Here is a 19,591-nt window from a genome sequence, read left to right as displayed (position 1 = left end):
AATACTACTAATATTGAGAGGCCAAGCAGATTTTGCTCTTTTTTTTGCGCAATTTATAAAAATCATAATTCACTAATGCGGTAACGGTAATTAATAAAATAATAACCCGAATTTTTCATAAAGTTAGTATTTAATTCTAATGCGCCGAACTTTTGCTTTACCTTTTCGGTTTTCAGCGTTGCTTAATTGTTACTAAAAGCGAGTTGTTTTAAAAGTATTCAAATGCTAATAATGAAATTAATTATAAAATTTTGCTTACGGTTAAGCCTTTCGTCGTATTGGTTTTTTCAGGGCTGGCGGGGCGACATGGTGTACGCTCCTGGCAACGCTGAACTCAGAATATTTATCCAGTCACTCTATTTTTTAAGAGCAGTAAACCTATGACTACAATAAAGAACCGTCGTTTACGTCCGCGTGCGCATCGCTTTGCTCTTGAGTCTCGCCAGCTTTTTGATGGAGCCGCTCTGGCTGAAACCGCCATCCATGAGGCATCGGCAAGCGATCTGGTGCACCATGAAAGCGCCACCGAACCCGCGAAGGCGCTGGATATTCCCCACGCCGCCACAGCCGACGCCGCAAGCGAAAAACCGGGCAGCGCCGCCAGCGAAGTCTATGTAATAGACCAGCATATCTCCGGCTGGCAGTCGCTGGTGGACCAGGTGCCGCAGGGCAGCCAGGTGGTGATTATCGATGAAAACAGCTCGGGTCTGAGCCAGCTTGCCGACGCGCTGAAAGGCGAAACCAATATTTCCGCCATTCATATTCTGAGCCACGGCGCGTCCGACACCATTACGCTTGGCACCGATGTGCTGACGGCGGACAACCTCTCGGCGTGGTCTTCACAGCTCAGCGCTATCGGCGCAAGCCTTAGCGACAGCGGCGAGATCCTGCTTTATGGCTGCGACGTCTCCGCCCAGGATAACGCCTTTATCACCCGCTTCGCCGAAGTGACTCAGGCGGACGTGGCGGCCTCCAGCGACATGACCGGCAGCGCGGCGCTTTCCGGCGACTGGGTGCTGGAAAACCATACCGGCAGCATTGAAGCGAAAACCTTCGCCTTTGATTACGACGGTCTGCTGGCCGGGCCGGAAGTCACCGCGCCGGAAAAAGGCATCACCGTCGCCGAGCCGAGCAGCCTTAACGCCGCAGGCGCCGATACCGCCACGCTCAGCGGCTGGCAGGTCAGCACCACGGACGCCAGCGAAACCGTCACCGTCACGGTGAGCCTGAGCAACAGCGCCATCGGCAAACTCAGCGACAGCCAGACCAGCAACGCTTCGCTGACCATGACCGGCACTGCCAGCGAAGCGCAGGCCTGGCTTAACAGCATCACCTTTACCTCCGCTGACGTCGAGCTTGGCAACACCGCCGCCAGCGGCAAGCTGGACGTCACGGTGCGCGACAGCGCGGGCGTCAGCACCAGCAAATCCATCGATGTGACCGTGACCCCGTCGAACGACCCGGTAAGCGTGGCCGACGCCACCCAGAACGTGCCGGAGATCGAATCGGGCGGCAGCGTCATCACCACCGTGACCCTTAACGCCATCGATGCGGAAGTAACGGCGGGCACCCAGCAGCCCGTGCAGATTGTCTATGGTCTGACCGACCTGCCGCAGTATGGCTATCTGACGCTGAACGGCGACCGGATGGGCGTCGGCTCTATCTTTACCCAGCAGGATTTGATCGACGGCAAGGTGAAGTATGTCCACACCGCCACGGGCGCAGACCAGAACGCCGCCGACGGCTTTACGGCGGTCATCAACGACGGCGCGACGCCGAAGGCGCAGTCCGATACCGTCCACGTCACGCTGAACATTACCCCGCAGAACCAGGCGCCGACCCTTAGCGGCAGCGGCGTGGTCTTTGAAGGCCAGCCCAACAATGCGGTCAACACCGGCAACGTCGGCCAGTATATAGAGGCGGACGGCGGCGGCGATCCGGGCGACACAACGCTGACTCTCACCATTACCGCCCTGCCGACCCACGGCACGCTCTGGTTTAACGGCGTCGCCGTCACCGTCGGCCAGACCTTTGACTATGCCGATCGCAATCTGCTGACCTATGCTAACGACGGCAGTGAAAACCAGGGCACCGACAGCTTTGGCGTACGCGTCACCGACCAGGGCGGCGGTACCGGCGTGCCGGCCAGCACCGACGGCACCATTACCCTGACCGTGCGCCCGGTGGATGACGACCCGACTCTGGACAACGTAACGCTGCACGCGCAGGTGGACGATCTGGCGAACGCCGTCACCCTTACGTCTGCGATGATCGGCGCAAGCGACGTGGATTCCACCGATAACCACCTCAGCTTTATCGTTGACGACAGCAAGCTCACCCACGGTTACCTGACGCTGGACGGCTACCGCCTGCAAAACGGCGGCACCTTCACCATGCAGGATATCGTCGACGGCAAAGTGCAGTACGTGCAGTACGCCAGCGCCAGCGCGTCGGGTGACACCGACAGCTTCAACTTTGTGGTGGTGGACAACACCGCTGCGCTGCGCTGGAACGCCGACGGCACGACCTACAGCCGCATCGGCGGGGTGTACACGCCGGGCACCGAAACGCTGACCAGCTTTACCTTTACCATCGGCCTTGCGGTGGTCACGGGCGGCGGTCCCGGCACGATCCCGGATCGCGTCACCACCATCACCAACCGCGACTCCACCTGGGCGGGCGTGGACTTCACCTCCGGCAACGCCCGCGGCGAAGTAGAAGAAGGCGGCACCCTCGTGCTGAACGGCACCAGCGGCGACTTCTCCAGCGTGCCGGGCCTGAGCTACACCGCCACGGGCGTGGACGCCTCGCAGGTGGTCTATACCTTCCTCGGTTTCTCGAACGGCGCAAGAGGCGGCGAGCTGCAAAAAAATGTCGGCGGCAGCTGGGTGACGCTCGGCGAATATGCCACCTTTACGCAGGCCGACCTCGACAGCGGCAATATTCGCTTCCAGCACGACGGCGGAGAGACCTTTGTCTACGCCGCGGCGTTCTCTGTCTCGGCGGGTCTGACCACGCTCGATGCCAACGGCAACCCGGTGACCAATATCTGGACGCCGACGCTGAACATCTACGTCACGCCAGTGAACGATCTGCCGGTGGTGACCGGCTCCGGCTCCTCCTCCACCGTCATCGCCGAAGGCGAAACCGCTTACCTGACCACCGGCCAGATAGCGATAAGCGACCCGGACGACGCCAACAGCGGCAACGGGCTGGAAGAGAGCGCGACGATCAAAGACGGCAGCGCCAGCGCCAACAATTACGCCTATAACAACGACGCGACCGGCGCCAACGCCCTGACGTTCACCATCAAAACGCTGCCGGACGGCTGCACGCTGCAATACTACAACGGCTCGCAGTGGGTTGACGTTACCGTCGGCCAGACGCTCAACGCCTCGCTGCTTACCGCCAGCGCCTCGACCACCGGGCTGCGCTTCGTCAGCGACGGCTCGGAAGTGCGCTCCACCACCTTTACCGTATCGGCCACCGACCGCTGGGGCGCCACCTCCGCCAGCGACGCGACGGTGAAAATCCAGATAACTAACGTCAACGACGCGCCGCAGATCGCCAAAGACCCGACCCAGGCCGACCCGACGGTGACCGCAGGCTCGCCGAACCTGATTGGCGGCACGCCAGTCAACAACCCGCTGTACGTCACCGAAGGAAGCTATGGCCAGATAACCAGCGCCATGCTGCAAGCCTACGATTCCGACAGCAGCTCAATGCAGCTGCAGTACACCATCACCGGCGCGCCGACCCACGGCACCCTGGCCTATTCCAAAGATGGTGTGAACTTCAGCCCCATCGGCAAAGGCTCCTCCTTCACCCAGCAGGATGTGGCGAACGGGTACATTTACTACCTGAACGACGGCACCGAAGGCAGCGGCAACAGCGAACCCGCCACCCCGGACGATAAGTTCACCTTCACGATTTCTGACGGCGACAAAGAGCAGACCGGCAACGCGTTCTGGATCTACACCCGCCCGACCGACGACGCGCCGGAAGTGACCGCGCCGTCGGGCATCAAGAACATCGCCAGCGCCACGGCGACGAGCAACGCCCTGCCGGGCTTCTCGGTCAAAGATGGGGATCTGACAGACGGCGTGACCGATGGCGAGAGCGATTATTTGCAGGTGACCGTGCGTCTGCTGCATGCGGACGGCAGCGCCTTCGTGGCCAGCGAATACAGCGACGTGACCCTGGGTTACGCGACCGGCAGCGGCGCGAAGATCTCTACCGCCCACGGCGGCCAGCACGACTATCTGGTCTTGAGCGGCACCCGCGCCCAGGTGAACGCGGCGCTGGCGGGCCTGACGGTGACCTTCAGAACCGACCGCAACGCCACCTATCAGGTGCAGACTATCGCCGATGACCGCCTGCGCGACGCAAGCGGCACGCTGACGGCAGGCGCTAACGGCGGCACGCTGAACCAGCCCGCGACGCCTGGCAGAGGCGCGGCGGCCACCGCCGTCGACGCCACCGAGTACAACTGGTACAGCGCCTCCGTACCGGAAAAAAGCGGCAACCTGAGCGCGGCGTCCGTCACCATTCGCGCCTCGGAAATCAACGATCCGGGCACGCTGACCGTGACCAACCTGGACCGTACCGTTTATGAAGATCAGGCAAGCTTTATCGGCGGCAATATCGTGGTGCAGGACACCGAATCCGCCGCCTTCGGCACGCCGGTGACCGTCACCATCACCGCGCCGTCCGGCACCCTCGGCATCGGCGGCGCGGACGTGAACACCAGCGCCACCGCAAGCGCCGCCGGCAGCCAGCCGGTTACGATTTCCGGCGACAACTCCGGCACGCTGACGCTGGCCGGTCGCGCCAGCGACATTGAAGCGCTGCTGAACGACGCGGCGCTCGGCCTCACCTGGCAGAGCGGCGCCAACGTCAACCACGACCTGAACGGCGCAGCGGCGGGCGATGTCACCATCACCCTGCATCTGGACGACGGCGACTCGCATATCGGCGACACCGTGCAGGCCGACCCGGCCGACCAGACGCTGAACCTCACCATTGTGCCGGTGAACGACGCGCCGGTTGTCTCTGCAACGGGCGGTACGGTTTACCTCAACAGCGATCCGGCGGTAGTCGACGGCACCAAAGTCGGCGGCTTTGTAATTTCCGACCCGGATTACACCGACGGCGGCAATATCGCCGACGGCGAAACCGATTTTATGCAGGTGACGGTGCGCATCACCGACGCCAGCGGCGTGCCGCTGACCGCCGCGCAGTACAGTAACGCCGGCGTATCCGACATCACCATTAGCTCCAGCAACACAACGTCCGGCGTGACGATTGACAGCGTCTATAACGGCAGCGAGTCCGCACTGGTGATCCGCGGCACGCTGAGCCAGGTGAACGCGTACCTGGCGGCGCTGACCGTCTCCATGACCGGCTCCGCCCTGTCGAACGCCGATAACGCCTGGCGTGTGGAAGTGATTGCCGACGATCGCCTGCGCGACGCCTCTGGCAACCTGACAAGCGCCAACAGCGCCAACGGCGGCCAGAACGATGCCGTCACCGGCGTCGCGGCGGTGCCGACCACGGCTATCGACCCTTACGGCGCGCTGCCTTCCGGCCTGAGCCAGAACGTCAGTACCGCATGGCGCAGCGTCTTCCCAAGCGACGTCAACGATCCGGCGACCATCACGGTGACGGACAAGTCAGTCAACGAAGGCTCAACGACCGTCGACCTGCCCGCCATTACCGTGGCGGACCCGGACGCCGACAGCGCCAGCCTGACGGTGACGGTCACTCTGCCGGGCGGCTTTACCTTTAAAACGATTGGCGGGACGGGCGGCACCGTTGATGCGGGCGGCGTCAACACCACCAGCTTCACACTTACCGGCACGCTTTCGCAGATCAACAGCCGCCTCGCTAACCTGACGGTGAACCTGCCGACCAACGCGGGCGTCACCGCCGCCGACTGGAACGGCACCTTTAACGTCACCGTAGTGGTGAACGATAACGCCAACCACGGCAGCCGCCCGACCACGCTTACCGGCGACAGCAATAACCCGAACGCGAACCCGGGCGACATCAGCTACGCCGATGACACCTCCGCCGCGCTGGTCACCACCCGTACCTTTAGCGTGACCGTGAAACCGTCGAACGATGCCCCGGTCGTGCTGGGCGGCGCTACCCAGACGCTGGCCCCGGTGAGCGAAGACACCAGCGCCGCAGCGATTACCGGCGACACCATTGCCAACCTGTTTGCCGGTAACTTCTCGGACCCGAACGATCAGGTCAACAATGCGTCCATTACGGCAACCGGCGGCACCAGCGCTGACAGTTTCTGGGGCGTGGCTATCACTAACCTGTCAGTCAACAGCGCGCAGGGCGAATGGCAATACTCCACCGATGGCGGCACGACCTGGGCTGCCATTGGCAGCCGCACCGACGCCAACGCCCTGCTGCTGGATGCAACGGCCAAAGTCCGCTTTGTACCTGCCGCTGACTTCTTCGGGACGCCTGCTGCCTTGAAAGTACGTCTGGTGGAAACCAACAACAACGGCGACACCACCGCAACGACAGGGTCGCTGACCAGCGGCCAGACTGTATCAACGGCAACCAACGGCAGTAGTTCACGCTATAGCGCAGCGATGGTCACCCTCTCAACCAGCGTCACTAACGTCAACGACCGTCCGACGATTAGCGCGACGCCGCTGACCATGCAGGAAGATACGCCAGTTGGCAAAACGCTGAGCTCTATTCTTGGCAGCTACAGCGACGCCGCCGACAACCAGACGGGAATTGCTGGCGGCGACAAGGCCAGCGGCGCTATCGGCTATGTGGCGATCGTCGGCAACACCACCGACGCAAGCCTCGGCCACTGGGAGTACTCTACCAACGGCACGACCTGGACTGCGCTTGGCACAAGCTACAGCGAAACCAACGCGCTGGTGCTGCTCGCCTCGACCCAGCTGCGCTTTGTGCCGCTGGCCGACTACAACGGCGCGGTGCCGGGCGGCCTGGCGGTGCGCGTCTCCGACAGCACCAGTTCCGCCGATACCGGCGTCAGCGCCGCGGGCAGCACGCAGGATCTGCAAAGCGCCTTCAACAGCGGCCAGACCAGCCACTGGAGCACGGCGCAGAGCATCAGCATGAGCATTACAGCGGTGGCGGACGCGGTGAGCGACACCGCCGCCACCCATTCAGGCGAGGCGAAAACCATCGACGTGCTGGGCAACGACAGCTTCAGCAACAGCGATAAAGCGATCACGGCGGTCACCCGGGGCGTTTATGGTTCCGTGGTTATCGACAACGGCAAGGTGATTTATACCCCTAACACCACGAGCTACGTCGGCAGCGATACGTTCACCTATACCGTCACCAGCGGCGGCGTGACCGAAACCGCGACGGTCACGATTCAGATGAATAACGCCGCCCCGGTCACCCAGGGTGAAAACGTCAGCACGCCGGAAGATACGACGCTGACCAGCTCCGCCGCGCAAAACCTGCTGCTGAACGATTCCGACCCTGATGGCGATACGCTGAGCATTCTTAACTACTCCGTCAGCGGCGTCGGCACGGTGTTTACCGCAGGCCAGACCGCCGACCTCACCGGGTATGGCAAACTGACCATCAACGCCGACGGCAGCTATACTTTTGTCCCGGTCGCCGACTGGAACGGTACGGTGCCGACGGTGACCTACCGGGTGGTTGATGGCCGCACCAACGGCGCGACCACGGCGCAGTTGAAGATAACCGTCACGCCGGTAAAAGACGCCTTTGACGACAGCCTGACGACCCACGCGGGTACGCCGGTGACCATCGACGTTTTCGCCAACGATAAATTCAGCAACGGCGATAAAGCGATTACCGGCAAGACCAACGGCGCTTACGGTACGGTTAGCATCAGCAACGGCCAGGTGATTTACACGCCGACCAGCGGCTATGTCGGCACCGATACCTTCACCTATACCGTCACCAGCGGCGGCAAAACCGAAACCGCGACGGTCACCCTCACTCTGGTCAACGACGCGCCGCAGGTCGGCCTGGCTAAAACCGGCAGCACGGCGGAAGACACAACGCTTACCAACGGCGAAAATCTGCTGACGGGCGCCAGCGACCTGAACGGCGACGCGCTGACGGTGAAATCGTTTACGGTGGGCAATACCACCTGGGCCGCCGGCCAGACCGCCACGCTTGCGGGCTACGGCGCGCTGACCCTCAACGCCGACGGCAGCTATACCTTTGTTCCGGTCGCCGACTGGAACGGCAACGTGCCGCAGGTGACCTACACCATCACCGACGGTCGCACCAACGGCGACGTCACCTCGAGGCTCGATATCTCCGTTACGCCGGTGCAGGATGCGTTTAACGACAGCCAGACCGGCCACGGGCGCGACCCGCTGGTGATTGATGTCTTTAATAACGACAGCTTCGCCAACAGCGACAAAGCCATTACCGCCACCACCAACGGCGCGCACGGTACGGTGACCGTCAGCAACGGCAAGGTGGTTTACACCCTGAACGACGGCTATGTCGGCACCGATAGTTTCACTTATACCGTTACCAGCGGCGGCAAAACCGAAACCGCGAACGTCACCGTAACGTTAACGAACGGTGCGCCGACCGGGGTTGTCGGCAAAACCGCCAGCACAGCGGAAGACCAGACGCTGACCAGCACGGCTTTGCAGAATCTGCTGAACGGCGCCAGCGACCCGGACGGCGATACGCTGAAAGTCAGCGCATTTACGGTGGGCGCAACGACGTGGGCCGCAGGCCAGACCGCGACGCTTGCGGGCTATGGCGCGCTGACCATCAACGCCGACGGCAGCTATACCTTTGTTCCGGTCGCCGACTGGAACGGCAGCGTGCCGCAGGTCACTTATGAGGTCACCGACGGGCGCGACAACGGCGTGCAAACCGCCGCCCTCGATATTACCGTCACGCCGGTGCAGGACGCCCATGACGACAGCCGGACAGCCCATGCGGGCGCCCCGGTCACGGTCGATGTCCTGACCAACGACGGCTTCACCAACGGCGACAAAGCGATTACCGGCGTCACCGACGGCGCGCACGGTACGGTTAGCATCAGCAACGGCCAGGTGGTTTACACCCCGACCAGCGGCTACGTCGGCAACGACAGCTTCACCTATACCGTCACCAGCGGCGGTATCGAGGAGACCGCCACGGTTTATCTGACGTTGACCAACAGCGCGCCGACGCTGCCCCACTGGACAGTGATTAACCGTGAAGACTCGCCGATCGGTATCCCTGGCCTTTTATTAGATACCAGCAGCGACGCCGACGGCGACACCCTGACGGTGACCGATTTTACCGTCAACGGTACCACCTGGCAGTCAGGCGAGACGGCCAATCTGGCGGGGTACGGAAGCCTGACTATTACTTCTGACGGCAGCGTGACGTTTATTCCGGTGGCTGACTGGAACGGCAACGTACCGGTGGTGACCTACACGGCAACGGACGGCCGGGATAACGGCAGCGTCACATCGACGCTCACCATTCAGTACGATGCGATCCCTGACGCCGTTGACGACAACGCCACCACCCACGCGGGCGTGGCGAAAGTCATCGACGTGCTGGCGAACGACAGATTCAGCAACAGCGACAAAGCCATTACCGGCGTGACCCAGGGCGCGCACGGCTCGGTGGCGATTGAAAACGGCAAGGTGCGCTATACCCCGAACGCGGGCTTTAACGGCACTGACAGCTTTACCTATACCGTCACCAGCGGCGGCGTAACGGAAACCGCGACCGTTAATGTCACCATCGCCAACATTGCGCCGGTGGCGCACGATGATTTTACGTGGACTGCGGAAGACACTACCCTGACGCGCAGCGCCGCCACCGGGTTGCTGGCTAACGACAGCGATGATGACAATGATGCTCTTGCCATCACGCAGTTCAGTACCGGTACGCAGATTTACGCGGCGGGCCAGACCGCGACGCTTGCAGGCATGGGCGACCTGACCATTAACGCCGACGGCAGCTATACCTTTGTGCCAGTCGCCGACTGGAACGGCGCCGTGCAGCCGATCCTTTACCAGGTAAGCGACGGCAACGGCGGATTTAGCGTGGCGACGCTCTTACTTACCGTCAACCCGATCGCGGATGCGGTCAACGACAGCGTCAGCACCCATGCCGATGTGCCGGTGGTGATCGACGCGCTCGACAACGACAGCTTCAGCAACAGCGACCAGACGATTACCGGCGTCACCGCTGCCGCCCACGGCACGGTGACGATTGAGAACAACACGCTCGTCTACCGCCCGAACGCGGGCTATGTCGGCAGCGACACCTTCGACTACACCGTCACCAGCGGCGGCAAAACCGAAACCGCGACCGTTACCGTGGACGTCACCAACGTGGCGCCGCGTCTGACCAGCGTACCGACGATTTCCACGCCGGAAGACACCACGCTTAACAGCACTGCGGCGCAGAACCTGCTGACTAACGCCCACGATGACGATGGCGACGCCCTCGCCGTGACGGAGTTTACCGTCGGCGGCACCCGCTACCTCGCGGGCGACACCGCGACGCTGGCAGGCTATGGCGATTTGACGATCCGCGCCGACGGCAGCTTCACCTTTGTGCCAGTGGCCGACTGGAACGGCGTGCCGCCTGCCGCGACCTACACCATCAGCGACGGCAAAGACGGCGGCGTCTCCACCGCCACGCTCGCCTTTAGCGTAACGCCGGTGGCGGACGCGAAGGACGATACGGCCAGCACCCATGCGGGTGTTGCGGTCACTATCGATGCGCTGCATAACGACAGTTTCAGCAATGCCGACAAAGCGATTATCGATGTGGATCAGGGCCAGCACGGCTCGGTGACCATTGAAAACGGCCAGCTGGTTTATCGTCCTGTGGCAGGCTATGTCGGCCAGGATACCTTCACCTACACCGTGGAGAGCGGCGGCGTTCGCGAAACCGCCAACGTCACCGTCACCCTGACCAACAGCGTGCCGGTCGCAACGGGCGAGACAGTGGCTTCGCCGGAAGATTACGAGGCGCGCGGCGACCTGCTGCTCAACGACCGTGACGCGGACGGCGACCCGCTGCACATTGCGGGCTTTACCGTCGGCGGCCAGACTGCTCAGCCGGGCGACACCGTCCAGCTGGCGGGCGTCGGCGCGCTGACCGTTAACCGCGACGGCAGCTACCGCTTCACGCCAGTCGCCGACTGGAACGGCACGGCGCCAGTAGTAACCTACACGGTCAGCGACGGCAACGACGGCGGCACCGCTACCGCGACGCTCGCCATCACCGTCACCCCGGTAGCGGACGTGAAAGATGACAGCGCCACCACCCACGCAGGCGTGCCGGTGACGATTGATGCGATCGGCAACGACCGCTTCGTTAACCCGGACCAGGCCATTACCGGCGTGACCCAGGGCGCGCACGGCTCCGTCGCTATTGAAAACGGGCAGCTGGTTTATACGCCAAACGCGGGCTACGTCGGCCAGGACACCTTCACCTATACCGTCACCAGCGGCGGCGTCACCGAAACCGCCCAGGTCACGCTTGAGGTCACCAACACCCCGCCGGTCGCGGTGGCGGATAAAGCGAGCACCCTGCCGGAAACGCCGGTCAGCGGCAATCTGCTGACCAACGACCGCGACGCGGACAGCGACCCGCTGCACGTGGCGGAGATCACCGTCGGCGGCGCGACCTACGCGCCGGGGGACATCATTACGATCCCGGGCCAGGGCACGCTGGTGGTTAACCGCGACGGCAGCTATCTGTTTACCCCGGCAAGCGGCTGGTCCGGCTTTACGCCAGTGTTGAACTACACCCTGAGCGACGGCAACGACGGCGGCACCGCCACGGGCGAACTGCGCCTGCTGGTGAACCCCGTAGCCGAGGCGTGGGTGAAAGAGGCAGGTCTGGTCGATACGGCCAGCGGCGCGCAAACCACCACGGGCGCGATGGCCGTACTGTCGCTGGAGCCGGTGGAAAGCCTGACCATTGGCGGCCAGACCCTGACGCTTGCGCAGCTCCAGGCGCTGAGCGCCCAGGCGCCAGTGGATATCGCAACGCCGGACGGCGTGCTGTCGCTCACCGGTTTCCAGGTGGACGGCGAAGGCCGCGCGACGCTGCAATACCGCTTCACGCTGACCCAGGCGGTTAACCAGCCGGGCGAATCCACCACCCGCGAAGAGATTCGGTTCTCCGTCAACGGCCAGCAGACCCGCGCGCCGGGCCTGCTGCGCGTCAATATTCTCAACGACGCGCCGGTCGCGGCAGCGGACGACAACAGCATCGACCAGGATCGCGGCCAGCAGGCGGCGTCGGGCAACGTCTTTAGCAACGACGCTATCGGCGCAGACGGCGCCGCGGCGGGCGGCCCGGTGAGCGCGATTTCCTCCGTGAACCTCAACCGCGCGGGCGCGGTCGGCGGCGTAAGCCTGGGCGAGTTCGGCGCCCTGACGCTCGACGCCCGCGGCAACTACAGCTATGTGCTGAACCGCAGCAACAGCCGCGTGGCGTCGCTGGACGCCAACGCCACCCTGAGCGAGGTGTTCACTTACACCATTACCGACGCCGACGGCAATACCAGCCAGGCGCAGCTGACCATCGTTATTCACGGCGTGACGCCGCCGCAGTCGGTACGCACAGGCGATCAGCACTTCCCGAGCTACTACACCAACTACGAGCTGTCGCTCGATCAGCCGTATTCGCCGGGTCTGTTTATCCTGCCCGCCATCTACGGCGTGTACAGCGACCAGTTCTCTCGCAAGGTGGAGCTGAACCGCAAAATTACCGAGCTGGGCCGCGGCATGAATGACAACGGCACGCCGGTGCTGGAAGACGGCATTCTCTTTACCCGCTGGGTAAACACCACGCTGCAACGCAGCGTGGTGAACACCTTCGCCGCCACCGGTATCGGTTCGCAGCTGCTGGGCGATCACTTCAGCCACTTCTCGCTGAATAAATCCGTACAGCCTGCGCCCGTGCTGGAAAACGCGCCGGAACGTCCGCCGCTTAACGAGCGCATCAACGAAAGAACCACCGTGCAGCAGGAGCGCGGCGAGAAAACCCCTGATGCGAAGCAGGCTCACGCCGCCGCGCCGGGCGTGGTGATCGTGCCGCAAGCCGCCGCCCGACCAGGCGCGCCGTCACTGGCGGCGCAGGTCGACGCGCTGGCCCGTAACCGCGTCGCCGCGCCGGAACCGGTCACCGTGGGAGGCGCCACACCGCATCGTTAATCGCGCAACTCCAAAAACCTTTTACACCGGCGGCGCCGCGCCGCCGGATTGTTAACTCAACACTTTAAGCATAACAATGATGACGACTTTAACTGCCGTAACCCCGACTGCCGTACGTTCTGCGCCTCTGCTCGCCCCTGTCGCCGCACTGGTTTCCGCGCTGCTGTTAAGCGGTTGCGGCACCATTAAACCTGAACCGCTGACCCAGGATGAAATCGGCGCGCGCGTCAGCGCCGACCGCGCCGCCATGTACCGCGACCAGCAGCCGGTCTCTGGTCCGCTGACCCTGTCAGACGCCATGGCCCGCGCGCTGAAATACAACCTCGACTACCGCCTGAAGATGATGGAAATCGCCCTGTCGCGCGGCATCCTGGATATCTCCCAGCAGGATATGCTGCCGAAGTTGATGACCGATGCCGGCTACCGCTGGCGCGACAACGATTCCGGCGGCACCAGCGTCGGTATCGAAGACCGGGTCGTCAGCCTGCGTCCGTCCACCTCTGAAGAGCGCGAGCACCTGCTGGCCGACGCCACCTTCTCCTGGGACGTGCTCGATTTCGGCATGAGCTACTACCGCGCGAAGCAGCAGGCGGATAACGTCAACATCGCCGAAGAGCGTCGCCGCAAGGTATTGCAGAATATTGTCCAGGAGGTGCGCGACGCGTACTGGCGCGCGCTGGGCGCACAGCGTCTGCTGAGCGAAGCGCAGCCGCTGGCCGAAGAGATCCAGACCGCGCTTGAGAAAACCCGCGAAGCGGAGCGCGCAGGCATTCTGCCGCCGGTCGAGGGCCTGGAGTACCAGCGCGCCCTGCTCGACGCGGTGGCGCTGCTGAACCAGAAGCGCCAGGAGATGCAGATGGCGAAAAGCGAGCTGGCCGCCCTGCTGAACCTGCCGTCCACCACCGACTTCACCTTACAGGACGTCGCCAATCCGGCGCTTTCCGGCGTGCCAAGCCAGCTTGATACGCTTGAGCAGATGGCGCTGGAACGCCGCCCAGAGCTGCGTGAAGAAGATTACAAAACCCGCATCGACGTGCTGGAAACTAAACGCCAGATCGCCTCGCTGTTCCCGAACCTGAATCTGTTCGGCGGCATCAGCTACGACTCCAACAGCTACCTCTACAACAACAGCTGGGTGCAGGGCGGCGTGGGCGTTTCCATGAACCTGTTCAAGCTGCTGAGCGCGCCGGCCATCAGCCGCACCAACGACGCGCGCCTGGCCACCGACAATGCCCGCCGTATGGCGCTGAGCATGGCGGTGCTGACTCAGGTGCGCGTCTCGGTTGAGCGCTACAAGCTCGCGGTGTACGACTACCAGATAGCCCAGGAGTCCGCCCGCGTCGACCAGCGTCTGGCGAGCATCTCCCGCGCCGGTTCCGACAACTCGCTCTCAAGCGACCTGGAATCCCTGCGCACCCAGGCGCGCTCCATCGTCTCCCGCTTCCAGGAAGCCGCCTCCTACGCGCAGGCGCAGTCCGCCTATGGCCGCGTGCTGAACTCGGTAGGCATCGACCTGCTGCCGGAAAAGGTGACCAGCAGCGATCTGCCGACCCTGTCGCGTGAAATCAACCAGAGCCTGGTGGCGGGCGAGAAGCAGGTCTTCACCCAGAGCGCCGACGCGGTAGTTTCCCGCCATCCGGTCAGCGTCACCCTGGGCCGCCTGCCAGCGGGCGTCAACAAGAGCGCGATTTATCAGTCGGTCACCCATGTGCTGGCCGCCAACCAGCTGGTGCAGGGCAACGGCGCCGACAGCGTGAAACTGCAAATGAACCTCAACCTTGAACGCGCGTCAGGCTCGCAGCGCGGCGTGTGGGAAATGGCGGTCTATAACGCCCAGGGCGCGCAGGTCGCCTACCAGAAATACACCAGCTATCTGCCGAATGACGTCAACACCCGTTCGGTCAGCGCGCTGGCAGAAGCCGCCGCGCTCTCCGTGGTGTCCGACCTGCATAAAGCGGCAGGCGACACCGGCGTGATGACGGCAAGTAACCCTTAATAACAGGAACAGGTATGAACAACGTGAACGAAGGCTGGCGCAGCGTCCGCGCGCTCATGCCGCTGACGGGCCTGGCGCTGTGCGCCAGCGCCTTCGCCGCCGACCCAACCCCCGCTGCGGCGGGGGCAGTCGCAACGCCGGATGCGGCCGTTGCCGCAGCGCCTGAGAGCGCGCCTGACGCCACCGCCGACAACGGCGCCGCGCCGGTGCGTTTTCTGGTGATGGCCAACCAGGAAAGCCCGCTATCAAGCGTGGTGGCCGGGCGCGTGTCGCAGGTCAACGTTGAGCTGGGCGATACGGTCAAGGCAGGCAAACTGCTGGTGACGCTGGACTGTAGCGAGCTGAAAGCCCGTCGCGACGCGGCAGACGCCGAGTACAGCGCCGCGCAGATCAAATATGAAGCGAAGGCGAAATTGCAGGGTCTGCATTCCGCAGGCGCGCTGGAGGTTGGCCTTGCCGCCGCCGACGTGAACCGCACCCGCAGCCAGATCAAAATCTTTGAAGCGCAGCTGGCGCAGTGCCGCTTTACCGCGCCGTTCGACGGCCGCGTGGCGCGTATTTACGTCAAAGAGGGCCAGGGCGTCGGCGCAGGCGCGCAGGTTATCGATCTTGTAAGCAACGGCACCCGCAAGGCGCGCCTCAACGTGCCGTCAGGCTGGACCACCTGGCTTGCGCCCGGCGCGCAGCTTGACGCGGTGGTGGGTGAAACCGGCAAGCATTACCCGATGACCGTCACCCACATCAGCGGCCGCGTGGACGCCGTGAGCCAGACGATTGAGATTGAAGCGGAATTTGGCAGCGACGCCCAGGACGTACTGCCCGGCATGAGCGGCCGCGCGACGCCAGTCTGCCCGAAAGCGGCGGCGCAGTGCCAGAGCGGGACGACCAACTCGTGAGCATCGCCCTGTTCTATTCTCTCGCGGCGCGCGTGAAAGCGGCGCGCAGCCCCGAAGAGCTGGGTTTTGTGATGTGTAACGATACCCGCTCGCTGGTGGAGTATCGCCAGGCGGCGCTGCTCGCCGTTTCCGCCACCGGGCGCGCCCAGCTTGCGGCGCACTCCGGCCTGAGCGACACCGACCGCAATACCCCCTACGCGCTGTGGCTTGCCGCCGTTGCCTGCGACATCGCGCCGCGCTGCGCCGCGCTGCCGGAAACCGCCCGCGTGATGCCGCTGTCGCCGGAAATGCTGAGCGAGTCGCTGGCGCGCGAGTGGGACGAATGGCTGCCGGGCCACGTCTGGGTGCTGGCACTGACCGGCCCGGACGGCAAGCTGCACGCCCTGCTGCTGCTGGCCCGCGATACCCCGTGGCCGACGCAGCTTGGCGTCGAAAGCCCCGAATACGCCCTGCTCCAGCTGGCGAACCTGTACGGCTACGCCTGGTGGGCGCTGGTGGCGCGGCCTTCTCGCCTGCAACGGCTGCTGCCCGCCACGGTGCGCCGACGCGCGGGTCTCGTGTTGCTGCTTCTGCTGCTGGTTATGCTGATCCCGATTCGGGAATACACGCTGGTGCCCGCCGAGGTGATTTCGCTTAACAGCGAAGTGATCGCCGCGCCGAGCGACGGGGTGATTCACCAGATGAAGGTGCCGCCGAACACGCCGGTCGTGGCCGGACAGGTGCTGGCGGAGCTGGATGATACGACTCTAAAAAACCGTCTCGCCATTGCTCAGGCGGAGCTGGCGACCGCCACCGTCAATATGCATCAGGCGTCTCAGCAGGCGATTGAAGACCCGAACGCCCGTGCGGAACTGGCTCTGACCGAAGGCAAATGGCGCGAGCAAAAGGTGCAGGTTGCCTCGTTGCAGCGCGAGCTGGAGAAGCTGTCGATCCGCGCCCGCAGCAGCGGCGTGTTTGTCTACACCGACCCGGACGACTGGGCGGGCCGTCCGGTACAGACCGGCGAGCGCATCGGCCTGCTGGCGGACCCGACGAAGCTCGGCGTGCGCGCCTGGGCGCCTGCGGCGGAATCCACCAACCTGAACCCGCACGCGGCGATGACCGTATTTCTTAAGGTCGCCCCGCTGCACCCGCTGACCGCGCGGCTGGATTACGCCGGTTACGAGACGGTGGAAGCGCCGAACGGCGTCGCGAGCTACCTGCTGCGCGGCACCGTAACCGACCCGTCCAGCGCCGCCCGTATCGGCTTGCAGGGCACGGCCCGCGTCTCCGGCGACTGGAGCCTGCTCGGTTATCTGATTTTCCGTCGTCCGCTGGCGACGCTGCGCGCCTGGTGTGGATTCTGATATGCAAACAGCCGCGACGCTCCCGCCTGCGGGCGGGACAGCTCTTGCGCAGCCGCAGCCGCTGCCGCTGCCGCCGCTGCGCGACGAGCTAAAAATTCACCCGGCGGGCAACAACCGCGACGGCTCGCCCGCCTGGCATCTGGCCGACCCGGTGCGCAACCTCTATTTCCGCCTGGGCTGGCTGGAGCTGGAGATGCTGCGCCGCTGGCCGCTCGGCGCGCCGCAGGCGATTGCCGACAGCATCAGCCAGGAGACCACCATGACGGTGGACGAACAGGATGTGTTGCAGTTCCTGGGCTTTTTACAGCAGCAACAGCTGCTGCGCCGCGGCGCGTTCAAAGCGCGCGGCTCGCTCTGGCGGCGTATTCTGCACGGCTACCTGTTTATCCGCCTGCCGCTGGTGCGCCCGGAGAAAGCCCTGCGCCGCATGCTGCCGTGGGTGGAGTGGCTTTTCAGCGCGCCGTTTCTACTGCTGACCGCCGTCGCCGCGCTGGCAGGCGTCGTTCTGGCCGCGCGCCAGTGGGATAACGTCGAGGCCGCGCTGCACGGCGCCCTGAGCTGGAACGGGGCGCTGGCCTTCGCGGTGGCGCTGATCCTCTCCAAATGCTGGCACGAACTGGGGCACGCCTTTATGGCGACCCGCTACGGCGTACGCGTCGGCCATATGGGGGTGGCGCTGCTGGTGATGTGGCCGATGGCCTACACCGATACCGGAGAGAGCTGGAAGCTGTCGCAGTCCCGCCACCGGCTCTCCATCGCCAGCGCGGGCATTATGGCCGAGCTGATGCTGGCGGCCTGGGCGACGCTGTTCTGGAGCTTCGCGCCGGAAGGCAACGTTAAAGGCGCGCTGTTCTTTCTCGCCACCACCGCCTGGGTGCTGACGGTGGCGGTGAACGCCAGCCCGTTTATGCGCTTTGACGGCTACTTTATTCTCAGCGATACGCTGGACTACCCTGGCCTGCACGAACGGGCGGGCAACTGGGCGAAGCGCTGGCTGCGCTGGCACCTGCTGGGGCTTGAGGATCCGATCCCGGATAACGTCTCGCCCGCCTTTGCCCGCTTCCTCACCCTTTTCGCCTTCGCCACCTGGGTTTACCGGCTACTGCTGTTCGTCGGCATCGCGCTGGTGGTCTACAACGCCTTTTTTAAGGCGCTCGGGCTGGTGCTGTTTTTTATTGAGATAGTCACTTTTGTGGTGCAACCGATGTTTCGCGAACTCAAAATCTGGCGCGCGCGCCGCCGGGAAATCGCTCCGGCGCGCCTGCTGCGCCTTGTCGCCGTCGCACTCGCGCTGGGGCTTTCGGTCTTTCTGCCCTGGTCCGGGCAGGTCTCCCTGCACGGCGTGATGGAGGCGGGCGTGGCGCAGCCGGTTTACACGCCCTATGCCGCCCAGCTTGACAAGGTGCTGGTGCAGGAAGGCCAGCAGGTCAAGGCGGGCCAGAAGCTGTTTGAACTGGTGGCCCCCGTCCCGGCGGACGAGCAGGATAAGGCGCTGGCGCTAAGCCAGGCGTGGCAGACCAGCGCCCGCGGCGCGATGGCGCTCGATAAAAACGGCGCGGCGAAGCAGGTGGTCGCCGACCAGATGGCGCGCCAGTACGCCATTCAACAGCGGGCCAGCGCCGTTGAGCTTCAGCGGCTCCAGCTGGTGGCGCTGGAGGATGGCGTGGTGCATGACGTTGAGCAGACCCTGCGCCCCGGCAGTTGGGTCTCGCCTGGCACCCGCATCGCAAGCGTGATCGACACCCACCGCTGGCGCGTGAAGGCGCTGGTCAGCGAAACCGACCTGGCCCGCCTGCGCGACGGCGCGACGGCGCGGGTTTATCAGCAGGGCCGCTGGCAGCCGCTCGCAGGCGCGGTAGTGACCATCGACCACGACGCCATCCGCCGTCTGCCTAATCTGATGCTGGCGCAGAGTCACGGCGGCCCGGTGGCGCTGAACCCGGTTGCGCCCGCCAACGAACTCCGTCCCGCCGCCGTCTGGTACCGGGTAGTGATCGAAGGCATCTCCGCCGCGCCGGTCAGCAAAGAGCAACTGGTACGTGTTGACGTGGCGAGTGACCGCCAGAGCCTGGCTCACGGCTGGGTCAACAGCGTTATGCTGATGCTTATCCAGCAAACTGGCTTTGGTAAAGAGGGTTAGCGTGCGATTTTCGCGCCAGGCCGCCT

The 19,591-nt window shown here is 63.9% G+C and carries 5 protein-coding genes; all 5 read left to right on the top strand.

From position 1 onward, the window contains the following. Positions 1–380: 380 nt before the first annotated feature. The 5 genes from L3068_RS04375 to L3068_RS04355 all read left to right on the top strand — a co-directional run bounded on the left by L3068_RS04375 (position 381) and on the right by L3068_RS04355 (position 19,565). Positions 381–13,187, top strand: coding sequence for a cadherin-like domain-containing protein (locus L3068_RS04375; protein WP_214575360.1), 12,807 nt, complete (start codon positions 381–383; stop codon positions 13,185–13,187). Between the two features lie 76 nt (positions 13,188–13,263). Then, complete coding sequence (locus tag L3068_RS04370) at positions 13,264–15,183, top strand: TolC family protein (protein ID WP_121909183.1); 1,920 nt, start codon at positions 13,264–13,266, stop codon at positions 15,181–15,183. A gap of 14 nt (positions 15,184–15,197) precedes the next feature. Next, positions 15,198–16,079, top strand: coding sequence for an efflux RND transporter periplasmic adaptor subunit (locus L3068_RS04365; RefSeq protein ID WP_001548177.1), 882 nt, complete (start codon positions 15,198–15,200; stop codon positions 16,077–16,079). After that, on the top strand, positions 16,076–17,425 hold the full coding sequence (locus L3068_RS04360) for an efflux RND transporter periplasmic adaptor subunit (RefSeq protein ID WP_001548176.1): 1,350 nt from the start codon (positions 16,076–16,078) through the stop codon (positions 17,423–17,425). The genes L3068_RS04365 and L3068_RS04360 overlap by 4 nt, the downstream gene beginning before the upstream one ends. A 1-nt stretch (position 17,426) precedes the next feature. Beyond that, entirely contained in the window at positions 17,427–19,565 is a 2,139-nt protein-coding gene (locus L3068_RS04355; RefSeq protein ID WP_214575361.1) for a site-2 protease family protein, read from the top strand. Positions 19,566–19,591 lie beyond the last annotated feature (26 nt).

The sequence above is a fragment of the Enterobacter cloacae complex sp. ECL414 genome (assembly GCF_021869685.1).
Classification (GTDB): Bacteria; Pseudomonadota; Gammaproteobacteria; order Enterobacterales; family Enterobacteriaceae; genus Enterobacter; species Enterobacter kobei.
This window is presented reverse-complemented; position numbering and strand designations above follow the sequence as displayed.